The sequence below is a fragment of the Burkholderia sp. BCC0405 genome (genome assembly GCF_902833075.1).
Taxonomy (GTDB): Bacteria; Pseudomonadota; Gammaproteobacteria; order Burkholderiales; family Burkholderiaceae; genus Burkholderia.
The window spans coordinates 116,550-134,733 of record NZ_CADFEO010000011.1 but is presented as its reverse complement, the minus strand read 5'-3'; the positions used below and the strand labels follow the sequence as shown (position 1 = coordinate 134,733).

The following is an 18,184-nucleotide window of genomic DNA, read 5'->3' as shown; positions in this document are numbered from 1 at the left end:
GATGCCGGCCGGGATGACATCGCGATGTACCGCGATGCGACGCAGACCCGGGGCCGTGCCGCGCGCAAACGGCCCCATGACACTGCCGTCGCCGCTGCGGTTACTCGCCGGGGTGAAAGCCGAGGTAGCGGGTGCGCGGATCGGTATCGCGTGCCGCAAGCCGGCTGGAGGCGCCGACGGATGCGAGCGCTTCGGCCGTCGCGGTACGGTTTGTCAGTAGCGTCCAGGTTGCCGGTGCGACGGTGTCGTTGGCGACCGCTGCCGCGTGTAGATCGGTCAACGCGGCGAGCAACTCGCCGGCCGGCGGCGCATGGATCACGAACCCTTCGTTGGCCACGGCCGCCGTATCGATCCCCAGCACCGTACACAGCCGCGCCCGCAGCGGCGTCTCGGCTTCGCTCGCCGCACGCGAGCGCGCGATGTTCTCCCGCGTGGCCGCGTCGACGATCGTGCCGCCGCGGACGAACGGCGCCTGCTGCCACGCGTCGGGCGTGCATTGCTTGCCGGCCGGCACCAGCGGCACGAACGGATTCACTTCGGCCGGATAGATCCGGCACACGAGCGGGCGCTCGTCGTAGATCGCGCAGCGCAGGTCGTCGAGCAGGTTCGGGCACGGCCCGGCATGGGTCGCGGTGAGCATGACCGTGACGCGGACGGGCAGCGAGCCGCTGAGCGCGGCGGTCGAGCGCACGCGCTTGTAGGTGGCGAACGCATTGTCGGGCTCGGGTTCGATGAGCCATGGCATCGCGTCGCACAGCAGCTCCACGTGGCCGCCGCGCTGCAGCCACGCGGTGGCCTCGTCGATCGTCAGCGGAATGCGCAGGTCGTGGCAGCATCCGCCGCAGCCGTTGCAGGCAAAGTCGAGGTCGGTGGGGGTGTCGTTCATTCTGGATTCGCTACGGATAACGGGGAGGTCGCGAAGCGTCGCGACAGGGGGGCGGTTGTGTTTACATCGATCAGCGGCGCGACCCGGCGCCGCAACTCGGGCACGACCTCGGCGTCGAACCACGGGTGGTGCTTGAACCACGCCTGGTTGCGCGGCGACGGATGCGGCAACGGCAACACGTCGGGGCCGTAGTCGCGCCACGCGTGTACGGTGTCGGTCAGCGTGGCCTTGCGCGTATCGCGCAGGAAATGTCGCTGCGCGTACTGGCCGACCAGCAGCGTGAGCCGGATCGACGGCAGCTCGGCGAGCAACCGGTCGATCCACAGTGGCGCGCATTCGGGGCGCGGCGGGTTGTCGCCGCTTGCGCCGCGGCCCGGGTAACAGAAACCCATCGGCACGATCGCGAAGCGCCTCTCGTCGTAGAACGTGTCGGCGTCGACGTCGAGCCAGCCGCGCAGCCGCCGGCCGCTCGCATCGTCCCACGGGATGCCGCTCGCATGGACGCGCGCCCCCGGCGCCTGCCCGACGATCAGGATGCGCGCGTCGCGATGGGCACGCACGACGGGGCGCGGGCCGAGCGGCAGGCCGGCTTCGCAGGCACGGCACGCGCGGATTTCGGTGAGCAGCACGTCGAGCGGCGCGCGCGTGGGTTTCGGCATCGAATCTGAGCGGGGACGGAGTGGTCATGCGGCGTCACCCGGGGGCGCATGCCGGGCGCCGGCAGGCGGCCCGGACAGGCGTGGCGCGGGAGCGCGCGCCGCCTGCATCACGCGGCGCGCATCACGCCTGCGGCAGGCCCGGTGCGCCGCTTTCGGCGACGGCAGCATCATACAACGCGGTTTGCGCGATCGCGCGGGCGATTTCCGCGTCGTCGTGCGAACCGTCGAGCATGCCCCAGCGCCGGTATTGGGACAGGAACCACTCGCCTTCGCGCGGATCGGGGCGGTTCACCGCGCCGCCGTCGTGAAAGCGGATCGGCAGCGGCGGCACGGCGAACGGCCCTGATCCGTAGTCGCCGAGCAGCCGCGGCGCGATCAGCCGGGCCGGTACGCCGAGCGCATCGGGCGACGCGAGCCAGTCGGCCGCCTCGCGACGGTGCGCGGCGCTGTCGAGCCATGCGCAGGCATCGACGAGCGTGCGGATCAGCGCGCGGGCAGCGGCCGGGTACAGCGCGACGAAATCGCGCCGGGTCGCGAGCACCTTCTCCGGGTGATCGGGCCAGATCTCGCTCGTGACGGCAACGGTCCGTCCCGCGCCGCAGGCCTCGGCCACCGCATGCCACGGCTCGCCGGCGCAGAAGCCGTCGAGTTCGCCGCTGGCGAGCGCGGCCACCATCTCGGGCGGCGGGATCACGACGCTGCGCACGTCGCGCAGCGGATCGACGCCGTGCGACGCGAGCCAGTGGTTCAGCCACATCGCGTGCGTGCCGGTCGGGAACGTCTGGGCGAGGAGCGGCTTGCGGCCGAGCGTCGCAAACGCGTCGCGCACGCTGCCGCTGTTGCGATACGCGTCGGCGAGGCCGCGCGACAGCGAGATCGCCTGGCCATTGCGGTTCAGCACCATCAGCGCGGCCATGTCGGCCTGCGGGCCGCCGATCCCGAGCTGCAGCCCGCAGACGAGCCCGTACAGCGCATGGGCGGCGTCGAGCTCGCCGCTCAGCAGCTTGTCGCGGACGGCGGCCCACGACGGCTGGCGGCTGAGTTCGAGCGTGAGGCCGTGTCGCGCGCCGAGGTTCAGGCGGTGCGCGACGATCAGCGGGGCCGCGTCGCTCAGCGCGACGAACCCGAGGCGAAGATGCGCGCGTTCCGGCGCGACGGGGGAGGAGGTATCCATGGCGGTCATGACTGGGGTGACGCGTCGAGCAGTTGCCGCGCGACGTCGACGATGCGCAGGCCCTGATCCATCGCACGCTTGCGCAGCGCCGCGTACGCGTCGTGTTCGGACAGCCTGCGCTGGTCCATTAGCAGGCGCTTCGCGCGGTCGATCAGTTTGCGCTCCGCGAGTTCGCGCTCGACGTCGGCGAGCCGCCGGCGCAGCGCGTCGTCATGCGAGAAACGGGCGAGCGCGACTTCGAGAATCGGTGCGAGGCGCTCGGCCGACAGCCCTTCGACGAGATACGCGCTGACGCCTGCGCCGACCGCCGCGCGGATCAGCGACTGGTTGGCGTCGTGGCTGAACATCAGCACGGGGCGCGGCGCGGTGGCATGCATCACGGCAAGCTGCTCGAGCGTGTCGCGCGACGGCGAATCGGTATCGATGATCACGACGTCGGGACGCTGCTCCTCGACGGCGGCCGGCAGGCGCGCGGGCGTCGCGACGTCGTTCAGCATCTCGTAGCCGAGGTGCGCAAGCGCATCGCCGAGTTCGCCGATCGGCTTGTCGGTATCGGTGACGAGCAGCACGCGCAGGCGGGCGGAAGAAGCAGACGCACTCATGACGCGACCGGCGGCGGCGAAATCGTGGCGCGATGCGCGGTGCGGGGGCAACGGCCCCGCGCAGACATCGTGTCGGCGCCGCGCATGGCAGCCCGGCGGCCGGCGCCGCTGTCTTCGTGATAGGTGGGCGGCCGGTGCCGCGTGGTGTCGCGCATGCTACGCGGCCCGGGACAAGGCCGCCTCGATCGCGGCGCCCGCGTCCGTCACGTGCTGCACGGCCGCTTCGCCGATCGCGCCGCCGACGAGGATCACCGCCGGGCTGCCGAGCCGTGCTTCGTCGATGCCGCGCGCGAGACCGCCGAGCGTGCCGGTCCAGCGGCGTTCGTCGCGCGTGCCGGCCCATTGCACGGCCGCGGCCGGTGTCGATGGCGGCAGCACGGCGAGCAGGCCGGCGGCAATGCTGTCGACGCGGCTCATTCCCATGTAGATCGCAAGTGTGGTGCCGGTCGCCGCGAGCTGCGCCCAGTCGGGTTCGCCGTGGTCCTGACGGTGCGCGGTGACGAACGTGACGCCGTGGCAATGCCCGCGGTGCGTGAGCGAGATACCGAGGCTCGCGGCGGCCGCGAATCCCGACGAGATGCCGTTGACGATCTCGACCGGAATCGCGGCGGCGCGCAGGGTCGCGAGTTCTTCGCCGGCGCGCCCGAACAGCAGGGCATCGCCGCCTTTCACGCGCACCACGTGCGCGCCGCGCAGCGCGTAGCGGCGCATCAGCTTCTCGATGAACGCCTGCGGCGTGGAGCGGCAGCCGCCGCGTTTGCCGACGCGGATCACGCGTGCCTGCGGCGCGAGTTCGACGATGCCGGGCGCGACGAGATCGTCGAGCAGCAGCACGTCGGCAGCCGCCAGTGCCTTCACGGCCTTCAGCGTGAGGAGATCGGGATCGCCGGGCCCGGCGCCCAGCAGCGTGACTTTGCCTGTCGTCATGTCGTGTTCCTGTGCCGCCTGCATCCGGCGGTCGAGAGGGTGTCGTTGCGGGCGGCGGCGGGCGGTCGAAACGCACCGGTATCCAGCCGTGCCGCGCACGGGAGGACACCGTTGTCCTGATCGGCCCGCCTGAACGACGGACATGGTTTGCTGGGACTGCCCACCGGCGCCGTTGCCGGTGTCATGCACCGGATTCAGCAATATCCGGGCCAACCGGCATGACACGTCACGCTGGCGCGGCGGGAACCGCGCGCACCGCGCCGCGCGATGGCGCCATTCATGCAGGCGGCTGCCGCGCGCGGGCAGCCGCAACACCGCATCGGCGTGCATCGCGCCCCGTCAGCGCGCACCGCGATATCGCACGGCGACAGTGCTGCAGCGCACCACATCTGTGCCTCGCTGCATCACGGCGCATCGTGTGCCGCGTGGCGTCGTGCGTCGCATGACACCCGGCACGCCTTGCGCGGCGGGGCTGCGGGCCCGATTCGCGACGACATGGCACGGCGTTTGCGTCAGCGGGCTCGGGCGAATCAATGGCGGTTCGTCCGGCAGTATCGATTACCGACGCGCCCGGCAACGGGCTTCATGGGCAACGGCGTCCTACGCATCGGGTCTCGACGAGACCGGGTGCGCAGGACGCCGTTTTTCGTTTGGCGGATGACATGACCGACAAAGCTACCCGTATCGATCTCTTCAGCCTCCGCACCGCGCCGATGCGCGCGTTTCATCTGACGTGGATGGCGTTCTTCGTGTGCTTCTTCGCGTGGTTCGCCTGCGCGCCGCTGATGCCGTTGATCGCACGCGAATTCCACCTGACGGCGGCACAGGTCGCCAACATCAACATCGCCGCGGTGGCCGCGACGATCGCCGTGCGGCTGCTGGTCGGCCCGCTGTGCGACCGCTTCGGCCCGCGTCGCGTGTACGTCGGGCTGCTGCTGCTCGGCGCGATCCCCGTGTTCGCGGTGTCGTTCACGCACGACTACCTGTCGTTCCTGATCTGCCGGCTCGGCATCGGCGCGATCGGCGCGGGCTTCGTGATCACGCAGTACCACACGTCGGTGATGTTCGCGCCGAACGTGGTCGGCACCGCGAACGCGACGACGGCCGGCTGGGGCAACGCCGGCGCCGGCGCGACGCAGGCGCTGATGCCGCTGCTCGTCGCCGCCGGCCTGATGCTCGGCTTCGGCGAGGATGCGTCGTGGCGTATCGCGCTGGTCGTGCCGGGCGTTGCGATGCTCGTGATGGCCTGGGCTTACTGGCGCTTCACACAGGATTGCCCGCAAGGCGACATTATCGCGCTGCGCAACGCAGGCGTGACGGTCGACAGCGGCAAGAAGGGCGGCTGGGCGAGCTTCCTCGCGGCCTGCGGCAATTATCGCGTGTGGATGCTGTTCGTCACGTATGGCGCGTGCTTCGGCGTCGAGGTGTTCATCCACAACATCGCCGCGCTGTACTACGTCGATCACTTCAGCCTGTCGCTGAAGGATGCAGGGTTCGCGGTCGGCCTGTTCGGGCTGCTCGCCTTGTTTGCCCGTGCGCTCGGCGGCTGGCTGTCCGACAAGATCGCCGCGCGCCGCAGCCTCGACGTGCGCGCGACGCTGCTGTGCGCGCTGATCGTCGGCGAAGGGCTCGGGCTGACCTGGTTCTCGCATGCGCAAAGCGTCGGCATCGCACTCGTCGCGATGCTCGGCTTCGGCCTCTTCACGCACATGGCGTGCGGCGCGACCTACGCGCTGGTGCCGTTCATCGACCGCAAGGCGCTCGGCGGCGTGGCGGGGATCGTCGGCGCGGGCGGCAACGTCGGCGCGGTGGCGGCGAGCTTCCTGCTGAAGGGCGTCGGCGACGTACAGCACACGCTGGGCCTGCTCGGCCTCGCCGTCACCGCGACCGCGCTGTGCGCGATGGCCGTGCGCTTCAGCGAGGAACACAAGGCGCGCGAAGCCGAGCTGCGCGACCGCGCGCTGGCTGCCGGCAGCGCCGCGAACTGATCGACCGAAGGAAACGTCACCATGAAACTCATCGTCATCGGCCACGGCATGGTCGGCCACAAGCTCCTCGAATGCATCGCGGCGGAAGCGGGCGCCACGGGCGCGCTGCAGGTCACCGTGCTCGGCGAGGAACCGCGTCCGGCATACGACCGCGTGCACCTGTCCGAATTCTTCGCGGGCAAGTCGGCGGACGACCTGTCGCTCGTCGAACCCGGCTTCTTCGAGCGTCATCCGGCGTTCGACCTGCGCCTGAACGCGCAAGTCGCGTCGATCGACCGCGCCGCGCATACGGTCACGCTCGCGTCCGGCGAAACGCTCGCGTACGACAAGCTGGTGCTCGCGACGGGTTCGCGCCCGTTCGTGCCGCCGATGCCGGGGCGCGATCGCGACGGCTGCTTCGTGTACCGGACGATCGAGGATCTCGAAGCGATGCAGGCGTGCGGCGCGCACGCGAAGCGCGGCGTGGTGATCGGCGGCGGGCTGCTCGGCCTCGAATGCGCGAAAGCGCTGCGCGACATGGGGCTCGACACGCACGTCGTCGAATTCGCGCCGCGGCTGATGGCCGTGCAGGTCGACGACGGCGGCGGCCGGATGCTGCGCGCGAAGATCGAGGCGCTCGGCGTGACCGTGCATACGGGCAAGAACACGCTCGAGATCGTCGATGGCGAAGCAGGCACGCACCGGATGGCGTTTGCCGATGGTTCGCACCTCGACGCCGACATGATCGTGTTCTCGGCCGGCATCCGCGCACGCGACGAACTGGCCCGCGCATGCGGGCTCGACATCGGCCCGCGCGGCGGCGTCGCGATCGACGACGCGTGCCGCACGAGCGACGCCGACATCTATGCGATCGGCGAATGCGCGGCCTGGAACGGCATGGTGTACGGCCTCGTCGCGCCCGGCTACGACATGGCGCGCGTGGTCGCGAAGCAGCTCGGCGGCGATGCGAACGGTGCAGCGGCGGCCGTATTCGCGGGCGCCGACATGAGCACGAAGCTGAAGCTGATGGGCGTGGACGTCGCGAGCATCGGCGACGCGCACGGCACGACCGCCGGCAGCCGCACCTATCAGTACGCGGACGAGCGCCGCCAGGTTTACAAGAAGCTCGTGGTGTCCGGCTGCGGCAAGTTCCTGCACGGCGCGGTGATGGTCGGCGACGCGGCCGAATACGGCACGCTGCTGCAGATGATGCTGAACCGCATCGAGCTGCCCGAGTCGCCGGAATTCCTGATCCTGCCGTCGTCGGATGGCGCTGCGAAGCCGGCGATCGGTGTCGACGCGCTGCCTGCGGCCGCCCAGATCTGCTCGTGCAACAACGTGTCGAAGTCGCAAATCTGCACGGCGGTCGCGGACGGCGCAACGAGCCTCGGCGCGCTGAAGTCGTGCACGGGCGCCGGCACGTCGTGCGGCGGCTGCGTGCCGCTCGTCACGCAGATCATGAAGGCCGAGATGAAGAAGCAGGGCCTCGCGGTGAACAACCATATCTGCGAGCACTTCCCGCATTCGCGCCAGGAACTGTTCCACCTGATCCGCGTCGAGCGCATCACGACCTTCGACGAACTGCTCGCGAAGCACGGCCACGGCCTCGGCTGCGACGTGTGCAAGCCGGCGGTGGCGGGCATTCTCGCGTCGTGTTTCAACGAATTCGTGCTGAAGAAGGCGCACGCCGGGCTGCAGGATTCGAACGACTACTACCTCGCGAACATCCAGCGCGACGGCGCGTACTCGGTCGTGCCGCGCATGCCGGGCGGCGAAGTCACGCCGGAAGGGCTGATCGCGGTGGGCCAGGTCGCACGGAAGTACGGGCTCTACACGAAGATCACCGGCGGCCAGCGTGTCGACCTGTTCGGCGCACGCGTCGAGCAGCTGCCGTCGATCTGGGAGGAGCTGATCGCGGCCGGGTTCGAATCGGGCCATGCATACGGCAAGGCGCTGCGCACCGTGAAGTCGTGCGTCGGGTCGACGTGGTGCCGCTACGGCGTCGGCGATTCGGTCGGCCTCGCGATCGACCTGGAGAACCGCTACAAGGGGCTGCGCGCGCCGCACAAGATCAAGTTCGGCGTGTCCGGCTGCACGCGCGAGTGCGCGGAGGCGCAGGGCAAGGACGTCGGCGTCATCGCGACCGAGAAGGGCTGGAACCTGTACGTGTGCGGCAACGGCGGGATGAAGCCGCGCCACGCGGAACTGCTCGCGTCCGACCTCGACCGCGCCACGCTGATCCGCTATATCGACCGTTTCCTGATGTTCTACGTGCGCACCGCCGACCGCTTGCAACGCACCAGCGTGTGGCGCGACAACCTCGAAGGCGGCCTCGACTACCTGGTCGACGTGGTCGTGCACGACAAGCTCGGGATCGGCGCCGAACTCGAAGCCGACATGCAGCACGTGGTCGACACCTACGAATGCGAATGGAAGAAGGCCGTCACCGACCCCGACACGCGCAGGCGCTTCCGCCACTTCGTGAACAGCGACGCGCCGGACGAGAACATCGCGTTCGTCGAGACGCGCGGCCAGATTCGCCCCGCGACGCCCGACGAGCGCGTGCGCGGCAAGGCCGTGACGATTCCCGTCGTCGCCGCGAGCGCGACGCAGGCCGTGACCGAATCCGCAACCGTTTGATCCCGACCGACACCCGCGTCTTTTCCAAGGAGTCCATCATGAACGATCGTCTTCCGCTGTCCTGGACCCGCGTGTGCCCGCTCGACGAGATCGTGCCGAACACCGGCGTGTGTGCACGCGTCAACGGCGAGCAGGTCGCGGTGTTTCGCGTCGCGCATGCCGAAGCAGGCGGCGTGTTCGCGATCGACAACGTCGATCCCGTGTCGCGGGCGGCCGTGATGTCGCGCGGGCTGATCGGCAGCCTCGGCGAGCGCGTCGTCGTCGCGTCGCCGCTGTACAAGCAGCATTTCGACCTGCGCACCGGCGAATGCCTCGAGGCGCCCGAGCAGTCGGTGCGCGCGTATCCGTCGCGGGTCGAGGACGGCTTCGTGTGGGTCGCGGCCTGACTGCCCCGGAGCACGCATGAGCGCCACTTCCGTCAAGAGCGTGTGCCCGTACTGCGGTGTCGGCTGCGGGATGGTGCTGCACGTCGAGGCAGGCGAAGTCGTCAAGGTGTCCGGCGACGCCGACCATCCGGCCAACTTCGGGCGGCTGTGCACGAAGGGTTCTTCGGCGCACGTCGCGCTGCGCCGTTCGGGGCGGCTCGACCGCGCGTTCGTGCGCCGGGCGCGCGAGGACGACCTGGTGCCGCTGCCGGCGCGCGACGCGATCGCCGAAACCGCGCGCCGCCTGCGCGCGGTGCTCGATGCGCACGGGCCCGACGCGCTGTCGTTCTACGTGTCGGGGCAGATGTCGATCGAGGCGCAATACCTCGTCAACAAGCTCGCGAAGGGCTTCGTCGGCACCCACAACATCGAGTCGAACTCGCGCCTCTGCATGGCGAGCGCGAGCACCGGCTACAAGCAGTCGCTCGGCGCGGACGGCCCGCCCGGGTCGTACCAGGACTTCGATCGCGCGAACCTGTTCTTCGTGATCGGCGCGAACATGGCCGATTGCCACCCGATCCTGTTCCTGCGGATGATGGATCGCGTGAAGGCCGGCGCGAAGCTGATCGTCGTCGATCCGCGCTGCACCGGCACGGCCGACAAGGCCGACCTGTTCCTGCAGATCCGGCCGGGCACCGATCTCGCGCTGACCAACGGGCTGCTGCACCTGCTGCATGCGAACGGCCGCACCGATGCCGCGTTCATCGATGCGTACACCGAAGGGTGGGACGCGATGCCCGCGTTCCTCGCCGACTACACGCCCGAGCGCGTCGCGGCGATCACGGGGCTCGCGCAAGCCGACCTGCGCACGGCCGCGCAATGGATCGGCGACGCGCAGGCGTGGATGAGCTGCTGGACGATGGGGCTCAACCAGAGCACGCACGGCGTGTGGAATACCAATGCGATCTGCAACCTGCATCTTGCCACCGGCCGCATCTGCCGCCCCGGCAGCGGGCCGTTCTCGCTGACGGGCCAGCCGAACGCGATGGGCGGCCGCGAGATGGGCTACATGGGGCCGGGGCTGCCGGGGCAGCGTTCGGTGTCGTCCGACGAAGACCGGCGCTTCGTCGAGCACCTGTGGCGTGTGCCAGCCGGCACGCTGCGCAAGGAGACGGGGCAAGGCACGGTCGACCTGTTTTCGCGGATGGCGGCCGGCGACGTCAAGGCATGCTGGATCATCTGCACGAACCCGGTCGCCACGGTGCCGAACCGGCGAAACGTGATCGCCGGGTTGCAGGCCGCCGAGCTCGTGATCGCGCAGGATGCATTCCTCGACACCGAGACCAACCGCTATGCGGACATCCTGCTGCCCGGCGCGCTGTGGGCCGAAGGCGACGGCGTGATGGTCAACTCCGAGCGCAACATGACGCTGATGCGCGCCGCGATCGCGCCGCCGGGCGACGCGCTGCCCGACTGGCGCATCGTCGCGGAAGTCGCGCGCGCGATGGGCTTCGGCGATGCGTTCGACTATGCGTCGGCGGCCGACGTGTTCGACGAGATCGTCCGCTTCTCGAATCCGGCGACCGGCTACGACCTGCGCGGCGCGAGCCATGCGGCGCTGCGCGACGGGCCCGTGCAGTGGCCGGTTGCGCCGGGCACCGCGCGCGAGCGGCACCCGATCCGCTACCTGAACGACGGCGTGAGCCAGACGCTGCGCCCTTCAGCCGACGGCAACGATGCGCCGCGCGTCGCATTCCCGACACCGTCGGGCAAGGCGCGCTTCTTCGCCCGGCCGCACGTCGATCCGGCCGAGCTGCCCGACGACACGTTCCCGATCGTGCTGAACACCGGGCGGCTGCAGCATCAATGGCACACGATGACCAAGACGGGCAAGGTCGCGATGCTGAACAAGCTCAACCCGCGCCCGTTCGTCGAACTGCACCCGGACGATGCGAGCGCGCTCGGCATCGCCGCGAAGGACAGCGTCGAGATCCGCTCGGCGCGTGGCCGCGCGGTGCTGCCGGCCGTCGTGACCGGGCGCGTGCGGCGCGGCAACTGCTTCGCGCCGATGCACTGGAACGACGTGTACGGCGACGACCTGTGCATCAACGCGGTGACGAACGACGCGATCGATCCGGAATCGCAGCAGCCCGAACTGAAATACTGCGCGGTCGCGCTGCGGCGCGTCGAGACGGATGCGTTCGCGTCCGCCGCCGACGAGACGGCGCAACCCGGCGCACGCGCCGACGACGCGCTGCCCGCGCCGGCGATGGCGCAGGCGACCGCTTCACAGGAATCCGACATGGCAGACATCGACACTTTCGCGGCCGCGCTCGGCGTGGCCGACCTCGCGCCTCCGCCGTTGACGGACACCGAACGGCTGTATGTGGCCGGCCTCGTCAGCGGGCTGAAGGCGAGCGCCGGCCGGCGCGAGGGCGGCGTGCCCGTCCTGCCGGCTGGCGCGCCGCTCACGCCGCCGGTGCGGGTCTGGCTCGACGGCATGCTGGCCGGGCTGTTCAGCCGCTCGCTGCCGGCGGGTGTGCCTGCGGCGACGCCTGCGCGGCCGGCCGATGCCGGCGCGTCCGGCGGCGTGCGGATCGCGCGCGCGCGGCCGAAGGTCGTGCTGCTGTGGGCATCGCAGACCGGAAACATCGAATCGTTGACCGAGGATTACGCGACGCAACTGATGAGTGCGGGCTTCGAGATCCGCACCGCGTGCATGTCCGACTATCCGGCGGCGTCGCTCGCCAGTGCGCAATACGTGCTGCTGATGACGAGCACGTTTGGCGATGGCGATGCGCCCGACAACGGCAGCGAATTCTGGGAAGCGCTGCAGTCCGGCAGCGCCGCGCGCCTCGACGGCGTGCACTACGCGGTGCTCGCGTTCGGGGATCGCAACTACGACCAGTTCTGCGGCCACGGCCGCCGCCTCGACGCGCGGCTCGCGGAACTCGGCGCGGCGCGGCTCTGCGCACGCGTCGATTGCGACGTCGAGTTCCAGCGCGACGCCGACCAGTGGCTCGAACGCGTCGTCGCGCGGATCAAGGCGGCCGATGCGGCGCTGCACGCGGTGCCGACCGGCGGGACGAGCCCGCAGGGGCTGCTGCCGACGAAGGCGCATCCGGCGCCGTCGAGACTCGTTGCGAACTTGCGGCTCAATCGTCCGGGCGCCGCGAAGGACACGCGCTATGTGTCGCTGTCGACCGAAGGCGCGAACCTCGAATACGAAGCCGGCGACGCACTCGGCGTATGGCCGACCAACTGCCCGGAACTGGTCGACGAACTGCTGTCCGTCACCGCGCTGAAGGCCGATGCGCCCGTATCGGTAGCGGGCGTCGGCGACATGCGCCTCGGCGACGCGCTCGCGCGCCACTTCGACATCACGCGCCCGCATCCGGACACGCTTGCCTTCATCGCGTCGCGCAGCGCGAACGGCGCGCTGAAGTCGCTGCTCGGCGACGACCGAAAGCGCGACCTGAAGCAATGGTTGTGGGGGCAACAGCTTGCGGACGTGCTGCACGAGTTCCCGGTCGAGCTGTCGGGCGCCGAACTGGTCGGGATGCTCAAGCGCATGCAGCCGCGCCTCTATTCGATCGCGTCGAGCCCGAGCGCGCACCGGGGCGAGATCCACCTGACCGTGTCGGCCGTGCGTTATCACAACGGCCGCCGTGCGCGCAAAGGTGTCGCATCGACGTTCCTCGCCGATCGCGCGGATGACGGCCGCGTACCCGTATTCGTGCAGAAGTCCGCGCATTTCCGGCCGCCGGTGAACGGCGACGTGCCGATCGTGATGGTCGGCCCCGGGACCGGCGTCGCGCCGTTCCGCGGTTTCCTGCACGAGCGGCGGGCACGTGGCGCGCGCGGGCGCAACTGGCTGTTCTTCGGCGAGCAGCACGCGCAGACCGACTTCTACTATGGCGACGAGCTGGGCGCGATGCGCGACAGCGGCTTCCTGACACGGCTCGACCTGGCGTTCTCGCGCGACCAGGCCGACAAGATCTACGTGCAGGACCGGATGCGCGAGCAGGGCGCCGAGCTGTTCGCGTGGCTGGAGGAAGGCGCGCACTTCTACGTGTGCGGCGATGCCGCGCGGATGGCGAAGGACGTCGACACGGCGCTGAAGGCGGTGGTCGCCGAGCACGGCGGCATGTCGGACGAAGCCGCGAACGACTACGTCGCGCGGCTTTCGAAGGCACGGCGCTACATGCGGGACGTGTACTGAACGCGCGCAGCGGCGGCATGCCGTCCGCCGCTGCGCCGGCGGTTTACTGCTGCCGCTCCCACGCGCGCGCCTGTTCGGCGCGCACGAACGCTTCCGACGATGCCGGCAGCAGATTGCGGAACGCGCCGCCGTCGCGGTCGATCACGTCGACCATCTTCGCGATCATTTCCTCCGGGTCGTGCTGTTCGAGCGGGAACGTCAGCCGCTCGGGCGTCACGGTATGCACGGCCGGATTGCGCCAGCGTCGCGTCGTTTCCATCATCCGGTCGTTGAAGCCCGTGCTGTACGGGCCGGGATTCACGACCGCGACCTTGATCCCGTGCGGCGCGAGTTCCGCGTGCATCGCCTCGGCCACCGATTCGACCGCGTGCTTCGACGCGCAATAGGCGCCCGTGAACGGCCCCGTGATCAGGCCCGCGATCGATGAAACGAACACGATCTTGCCGTGCCGGCGCGCAAGCATGCCGCGCGCGATCTGCTGCGTGAGTTCGAGCGGCCCGAACACGTTCACGTCGAACAGTTCGCGGACGATCTCGACCGGCAGGTCCACCAGCGCGCCGGCTTCGCCGACGCCCGCGTTGTTCACGAGCACGTCGACGTCGAGCTCGGCCGCGCGGGCGCGATCGTGAGGCGACGTGACGTCGAGCTTGATCGCGCGCAGCGCGGTGCCGCGCTGCGTGGCGACGTCCGCCAGTGCGTCGATTTCGGCGGTGATGCGTACGCCGGCCGTCACGTCGTGACCGCGTGCGGCGAGGCGCAGCGCGACTTCGCGGCCGAAGCCGGTGCCCGCGCCGGTGATGAGGATGCGTTTCGGTGCCATGTGCTTACCTTGTGGAGTGGAACGTTGCCGGAAAGCGGTCGCGGCAGTGCTGCGCGATCGCGGTGTCTTCGTCGACGCTGCCGCCCGAGATGCCAATCGCGCCAACGCAGCGCCCGTCGCTGTCGACGAGCGGTTCGCCGCCGCCGAACGTGACGAGCCCGCCGTGGCTGTGTTCGATGCCGCGCAGCGGACCGTCACCCGACATCGCACCCAGCGCGCCGGTCGATGCGCGGAAGCGGACCGCCGTCAGCGCCTTGCGTTGCGCGAGATCGATCGCGCCGAGCAAGCAGTCGTCGGTGCGGGCGAACGCGAGCAGGTTCGCGCCGGCATCGACGACGGCGATGGCGATGCCGGCGACCTGCAGCGATGCGGCATGCGCCAGTGCCGCGTCGATCGTGCGGCGAGCGGCCGCGAGCGGCAGCGCGGCGGTGAGCGGGTTCATGCGAGGCTCCGATGATGGGACGACAGGGCTAGTGTAGGCAGTTGCGGTATATGGGAGAATTCGCATTCCGCTCGAAGGCGTTTCAAGTTTTTTTAATGATGAGCAGACGCGATCCGATGGCCGGGCTGCACGTGTTCATGACCGTCGCGACGGCCGGCAACTTCACGCGTGCCGCCGCCGCACTGGGCCTGACGCCGGCGGCTGTCAGCCTCGCGATCGGGCAGCTCGAGGGCGAGCTGAACGTGAAGCTGTTCAATCGCAGCACGCGCGGCGTGAGCCTGACGGAAGCCGGCCAGCGCTACTGGCGGCAGACGGAGCCGGCGTACCGGCAGGTCATGCAGGCCCGCGACGAGCTGAAGGATGCGCGCAGCGAGCCGAACGGGGTGTTGCGCGTGACCGCGCTGCCGCTCGCGCGTACGCTCGTGATCGCGCCGGTGCTCGCCAGGTTCCACGAACGCTACCCGAAAGTCCGGCTCGAGATCCGCTACGAGAACGAACTGGTCGATATCGCGAAGGACGGGTTCGATGCGGGGATTCGCCTGGCCGACCGGTTGCAACCGGGCATGATCGGCGTGCGGATCGCGCCGGCGTTGACGTGTGCGCTGGTTGCGTCGCCCGGGTATCTGGCGCGGTATGGCGCGCCGGCGTCGATTGCCGGGCTCGAGCGGCATGCGTGCATCCGATTCCGGTTCTCGGAGAGCGGACGCCTGCACAAATGGCTGTTGCGCGACGGGCAGCGCGACGTCGATCTCGATCCGGACGGCGTGTTCGTGACGAACGACGCCGACGCGGTGATCGATGCGGCGCGCGAGGGTGTCGGCATCGCGTTCGCGTTCATGCGCGAGCGGATCGAGCAGGACTTGCGCGCCGGCACGCTCGTCGAGGTGCTGCCCGGCGCATGCCGCACGCTGCCGCCGATGTGGCTGTACTACGTCAATCGCAAGCACGTGCCGGCCAAGCTGCGTGCGTTCATCGACGTGCTGCGCGAACGCAACGGCGCGGACGGCGCGTAGCCGTATCGGCCGGACGGCTGCGGCGATACGGCCGTCGGCGCATGATGGCGGCTCCGCCCACGAAGCCATGGAGACGCGTCATGACGGCATTCCCGTATTTCCCGATTCGAACCCTTGCAATCGCTGCAGTGCTGGCCGGCGCCGCGATCGGTGGCGCACCGGCCATCGGCCAGACGTCGACCGTGCCGGCCAGATCGGCTGCCGCGACGCCCGACAACGCGGTACTGCTCACGGTATTCCTGAAACACGACCAGTCGCGCCCGCTTGCCGAGCTGAATGCGCAGCTCGCGAAGCAGGGGTTCTACAAGGCGTTTCCGCCGCCGGGCGTGGAGGTGGTGAGCTGGACCGTGACGATGGGGATCGGGCAGATCGTCGTGCTGCGGTTGCCGGCGTCGCGGCTGCGCGAGGTCAATCGCGTGCTCGAGGATACGGCGTGGGGCGCGTATCGGACGGAGTTCTATCCGACTTACGACTACAAGGCGATCGGGTTGGGGGAGCATGCGCGGGAAAAGTGAGCTGCAACCCGGCGCGTGGCAGTGTCGAAATGCCGTGCGGCATTGGAATTGCCGGAATTCAGCCAGGAAGAGGCCGGAAAATGAACAGGAAATGGCTGGCGTTATTTTTTTTTTGTAAATTTAATTGGAGATTTACAATTGGGTGTGGAGTTATTTTAATGGATATCTAATTAAAAATATTAATTCAGCGAAATGAGTGATTTTAGGGCTATTCGTGTCGTGGGCAGCTTTTGAAAAAAATGATGCGTGAAGCGACTATCAGCGACGTGCCGAACGGCGGAATCGAATCCGGGAGGCAATGCTGTTGGCCGAGATCCGTCTTTTTCCGCCATTTTTCTGGTAGGATACGCGCGATATTTCGCCGGCGTGGCAATGAGGCCTGAGTCGTGAACGGGGTAGTGGAAGTCAGGAAGGCACCGATATCCTGGCTTTTCGATATAAGCGGTGCGCATAATAGATTGTCCAGTTTGACATCGATGTCGAACGGAAATGCATTACACAAAATGCGAGAGACCAGAAAATTTCCGCTTGTCGTCGATCTCGACGGCACGCTGACGACGTCGGATACCCTGGTGGAATCCGTGATCCGTGTCGTCAAGCATCAACCTGCGAACCTGCTGCGGCTGCCGTTCTGGCTCGCCGGCGGGCGTGCAGCATTCAAGGGCAAGGTCGCGGAGCAGGCCGATTTCCGGCCGGAGACGCTTCCGTACCGCGCGCCGCTTGTCGATTACCTCGTTCGTGAGCGCGAAAGCGGCCGCTGCATCGTGCTGGCGACGGCTGCACATCGCTCGATCGCCGAACAGGTGGATGCGCATCTCGGGCTGTTCGATCTCGTCATCGCCACCAGCGACGACACGAACATGAAAGGCGCAGCCAAACTCGCCGGCATTCGCCAGCAGATCGGCGATGATTTCGTCTACGCGGGCGACAGCAAGGCAGACATGCCGATCTGGGCGGGTGCCCGGGGAGCCATTCTGGCCGGTGTGGCGCCCGGTGTCGCCACCGATGTCCGGAGCAGGATTCCCGTCGAACAGGAGTTCGCGAACGAGCGCGCCGGCCTCGCGATATGGTGCAAGGCGCTGCGCGTGCACCAGTGGCTGAAGAACCTGCTGCTGTTCGTTCCGCTGCTGACGGCCTTCGCGTTCTTCGACGTCGACAAGGTTGCCACGCTGGTGCTCGCGTTTCTTGCGATGTCGCTCGGGGCATCGGCGACCTACATCTGCAACGACCTCTGGGACCTCGACAACGATCGGCGTCATCCGCGCAAGCGCAATCGCGCGTTCGCGAGCGGAGCGTTGTCGATTGCGCAAGGGCTCGGCGGCGCCGCGCTGTTGCTCGCGGTGGCATTTGCACTGGCATTCGCCGTGTCGTCCGAGTTCGCCGGCATGTTTGCATTCTATCTGGCGCTCACGACCGCCTACAGCTGGCGCCTGAAGTCGGTCGTGCTCCTCGACGTCGTCGTGCTGTCGCTGCTGTATACGCACCGGATCGTCGCCGGGGCCATTGCCGCGGAAATCATGGTCAGTCGCTGGCTCCTTGCCTTCTCCGTGCTTGCTTTCCTGAGCCTTGCGCTCGTGAAGCGCTGCTCCGAGCTCGTCTCCCTGCGTCAGAGTGACAAGCGCACGTCGGCAGGCCGCGATTACCGGGTGAGCGATCTCGAAGTGCTGTGGCCGTTCGGGATCGGTGCGTCGCTGGCGGCGGTGGTCGTGTTCGGTTTGTTCATCAGCGCGCCCGAAACGGCGGAGCGCTACACGGTTCCGCATCTGCTCTGGCTCGTGCAGATCGGGCTGATCTATCTGTTCGGACGCCTGTGGATTGCGACGGTGCGCGGCGCGATGCACGACGATCCGATCGTCCATATTCTCGAAAACCGCGGTAGTTTCGGCATGCTCTGCGTCATGGTGGCGCTTGTGCTGGCTGCTCACTTCCTGCCTGCACCCTGAACGGCGCAA

14 protein-coding genes are annotated in these 18,184 nt (G+C 68.8%); 7 read left to right on the top strand and 7 right to left on the bottom strand.

What is annotated here, in order from left to right:
- Positions 1-100 precede the first annotated feature (100 nt).
- The 5 genes from HWX36_RS19885 to cobA all read right to left on the bottom strand — a co-directional run bounded on the left by HWX36_RS19885 (position 101) and on the right by cobA (position 4,248).
- On the bottom strand, positions 101-886 hold the full coding sequence (locus tag HWX36_RS19885) for a YkgJ family cysteine cluster protein (protein ID WP_175953907.1): 786 nt from the start codon (positions 884-886) through the stop codon (positions 101-103).
- Complete coding sequence (locus tag HWX36_RS19880) at positions 883-1,545, bottom strand: uracil-DNA glycosylase family protein (RefSeq protein ID WP_244136466.1); 663 nt, start codon at positions 1,543-1,545, stop codon at positions 883-885. The genes HWX36_RS19885 and HWX36_RS19880 overlap by 4 nt, the downstream gene beginning before the upstream one ends.
- 121 nt (positions 1,546-1,666) lie before the next feature.
- The gene (locus HWX36_RS19875) at positions 1,667-2,719 is read right to left on the bottom strand and encodes a CmpA/NrtA family ABC transporter substrate-binding protein (RefSeq protein WP_175953905.1); all 1,053 of its coding nucleotides are present in this window, start codon (positions 2,717-2,719) and stop codon (positions 1,667-1,669) included.
- 5 nt (positions 2,720-2,724) lie between these two features.
- Positions 2,725-3,321 carry an ANTAR domain-containing protein gene (locus HWX36_RS19870; protein WP_175953903.1) on the bottom strand — a complete coding sequence of 199 codons (597 nt, stop codon included), beginning with the start codon at positions 3,319-3,321 and terminating at the stop codon, positions 2,725-2,727.
- Between the two features lie 156 nt (positions 3,322-3,477).
- Positions 3,478-4,248, bottom strand: coding sequence for a uroporphyrinogen-III C-methyltransferase (gene cobA / locus HWX36_RS19865; protein WP_175953901.1), 771 nt, complete (start codon positions 4,246-4,248; stop codon positions 3,478-3,480).
- Between the two features lie 662 nt (positions 4,249-4,910).
- Here cobA and HWX36_RS19860 point away from each other — a divergent pair.
- From HWX36_RS19860 to HWX36_RS19845, 4 genes are read left to right on the top strand one after another with little or no spacing between them, the layout of a single operon-like run.
- A complete protein-coding gene (locus HWX36_RS19860) occupies positions 4,911-6,236 on the top strand; it encodes an MFS transporter (RefSeq protein ID WP_175953899.1) in 1,326 nt (441 codons plus the stop codon).
- A gap of 21 nt (positions 6,237-6,257) precedes the next feature.
- Positions 6,258-8,855 (top strand): nitrite reductase large subunit NirB, encoded by a 2,598-nt coding sequence (gene nirB / locus HWX36_RS19855; RefSeq protein WP_175953897.1) that lies wholly within the window; start codon positions 6,258-6,260, stop codon positions 8,853-8,855.
- Between the two features lie 38 nt (positions 8,856-8,893).
- A complete protein-coding gene (gene nirD, locus HWX36_RS19850) occupies positions 8,894-9,241 on the top strand; it encodes a nitrite reductase small subunit NirD (protein ID WP_175953895.1) in 348 nt (115 codons plus the stop codon).
- Positions 9,242-9,257: 16 nt separating this feature from the next.
- On the top strand, positions 9,258-13,442 hold the full coding sequence (locus HWX36_RS19845) for a bifunctional nitrate reductase/sulfite reductase flavoprotein subunit alpha (protein WP_175953893.1): 4,185 nt from the start codon (positions 9,258-9,260) through the stop codon (positions 13,440-13,442).
- A 43-nt stretch (positions 13,443-13,485) separates the two neighbouring features.
- On the opposite strand, the gene HWX36_RS19840 is transcribed toward HWX36_RS19845, so the two are convergent.
- Together HWX36_RS19840 and HWX36_RS19835 are read right to left on the bottom strand one after the other, a co-directional pair.
- The gene (locus HWX36_RS19840) at positions 13,486-14,262 is read right to left on the bottom strand and encodes an SDR family oxidoreductase (RefSeq protein WP_175953891.1); all 777 of its coding nucleotides are present in this window, start codon (positions 14,260-14,262) and stop codon (positions 13,486-13,488) included.
- A gap of 4 nt (positions 14,263-14,266) precedes the next feature.
- Entirely contained in the window at positions 14,267-14,704 is a 438-nt protein-coding gene (locus HWX36_RS19835) for a heme-binding protein (protein WP_175953890.1), read from the bottom strand.
- A gap of 98 nt (positions 14,705-14,802) precedes the next feature.
- Between HWX36_RS19835 and HWX36_RS19830 the strand changes: the two genes are divergently transcribed.
- The 3 genes from HWX36_RS19830 (at position 14,803) to HWX36_RS19820 (ending at position 18,175) form a co-directional block, all read left to right on the top strand.
- Positions 14,803-15,717, top strand: a complete 915-nt coding sequence (locus HWX36_RS19830) for a LysR family transcriptional regulator (RefSeq protein WP_175954126.1) — start codon at positions 14,803-14,805, stop codon at positions 15,715-15,717.
- An 80-nt stretch (positions 15,718-15,797) separates the two neighbouring features.
- Positions 15,798-16,232 carry a hypothetical protein gene (locus HWX36_RS19825; RefSeq protein ID WP_175953888.1) on the top strand — a complete coding sequence of 145 codons (435 nt, stop codon included), beginning with the start codon at positions 15,798-15,800 and terminating at the stop codon, positions 16,230-16,232.
- 503 nt (positions 16,233-16,735) lie between these two features.
- Positions 16,736-18,175, top strand: a complete 1,440-nt coding sequence (locus tag HWX36_RS19820) for a UbiA family prenyltransferase (RefSeq protein WP_175954124.1) — start codon at positions 16,736-16,738, stop codon at positions 18,173-18,175.
- Positions 18,176-18,184 lie beyond the last annotated feature (9 nt).